We start from the raw sequence: 1,901 nt of genomic DNA on the forward strand, positions 1-1,901 counted from the left end.
CCCCGCTTCTCGCGGCGGCAGACAGGCCAGTCGCAACCCAAGGTTTCAGCGCCGCTTCCGGCAGCTATTCCGGAAAAAGCAAAACCCGCTGTTGAGAAAACCCCCAGCTTTTTTGCAGCGAAAAAACCGCGTCCAATGAGTGCTTCATCAGCACCTAAAAATACCCGGCAGATGCCGCTACCGGCACCGGTCGGCCCGCCTCGGGCTGATGGTCTTCCCGATCTGGCGCTGTTGGATCCGGCAGATCCTATGGATCCCACGGGACAACTGGATCCAGAAACACTCGCCCAGCAGTCACGCATGCTGGAAGAGAAAATGGCGGATTTTGGTGTCCAGGCCTCGGTAGTCGCTGCCAATCCCGGCCCCGTAATTACCCGCTTTGAAATTGAGCCCGCTCCCGGTGTCAAGGTGAGTCAGGTGGCCGGGCTCAGCAAGGATCTCTCGCGGGTGTTGGCAGCCCGGGTACGCGTAGTGGAAGCAATTCCGGGCAAGGCGACCATGGGCATTGAGGTGCCCAACCCTAAGCGACGCACCGTAAGACTTTCTGAAATTCTCTCCAGCTCCGGTTTTAGCCACAGTAAAAGTTTCCTGACTTTGGCCTTGGGCCAGGATATTGGTGGCCAGCCTGTTTCGGCTGACCTCGCCAAAATGCCGCATCTTTTGGTAGCAGGCACTACCGGCGCGGGGAAATCGGTGGGTGTCAACGCCATGATTCTCAGCATCCTCTTCAAAGCGACTGCTGAAGAGGTACGCCTTATCATGGTTGATCCCAAAATGCTGGAATTGTCCATTTACGAGGGTATTCCCCATCTTTTGGCGCCGGTGGTCACCGATATGAAAGAGGCGGCCAATGCGCTGCGCTGGTGTGTGGCCGAAATGGAAAGACGTTACAAGCTGATGGCTTTTGTCGGGGTGCGCAATCTGGCCGGATATAATCAAAAAGTCCAGGAGGCCCTGAGTGCAGGACATCCTCTGCCGGGTCCCGATAAGGATCTGGATGGCGAACCCATCAGCTTGAGCAAGTTGCCGGCTATTGTAGTGATTATCGATGAATTTGCAGATTTGATGATGGTGGTCGGCAAGCAGGTGGAAACGCTGATTACCCGGCTCGCCCAAAAAGCCAGAGCGGCAGGATTGCATCTGATTATGGCTACCCAGCGTCCTTCTGTAGATGTAATCACCGGCCTGATCAAGGCCAATGTCCCAACCCGTATTGCCTTTCAGGTTTCTTCCCGCATTGACTCACGCACCATTCTCGATCAGATGGGTGCAGAAACCCTGCTGGGCCAGGGGGATATGCTGTATCTGCCGCCAGGTTCCGGCTATCCCCAGCGCGTGCACGGCGCCTTTGTGAGTGATGACGAAGTCCATCGCGTAGTGGAATCCTTACGCCAGTTGGGCGCACCCCAATATGACGAGCGCATCTTACAGGGTGGTGAAAGTTTAGATGGTGAGGATATGGATGGTGGCGGAGCTGAAGATGCTGATCCCCTTTACGATCAGGCGGTGGCTATTGTCACCACCAGTCGCAAGGCCAGCATTTCTTACGTGCAGCGCCAACTGAAGGTAGGCTATAATCGCGCCGCACGCATGATCGAAGAAATGGAAAGAGTGGGTGTTGTTGGCCCTTTGCAAAGTAACGGGAGCAGAGAAATTTATGCAGCAGCACCACCCAGTCGTGATTGAATTAAAGCGGCGTAGTGTTTCACGCTATTTGCAAATACTGGGCGCGGCCTGCTTGCTGGGCTGGAGTGCCTGGGCGAATGCCGCCTCCGGTCTGGATATGTTGCATCATTTTTTTCAGAGTACGCACACCATTACCGCGCAATTCAGCCAGGAAGTGGCTAACCATAATGGTCAGATTGTCAAAAAAGCCGGCGGTACCTTGTGGATTTCCCGGC

General features: G+C 55.1%; 2 protein-coding genes. Both read left to right on the forward strand.

What is annotated here, in order from left to right:
- Window positions 1–1,686 (forward strand): DNA translocase FtsK (locus tag AC2VLY_RS13955; protein ID WP_486922479.1); only part of this gene is annotated, 1,686 nt, incomplete at its 5' end.
- Window positions 1,679–1,901 (forward strand): LolA family protein (locus tag AC2VLY_RS13960; RefSeq protein ID WP_486922481.1); only part of this gene is annotated, 223 nt, incomplete at its 3' end. The genes AC2VLY_RS13955 and AC2VLY_RS13960, both read left to right, overlap by 8 nt.

Source organism: Acidithiobacillus sp. TH-A36 (assembly GCF_057473445.1).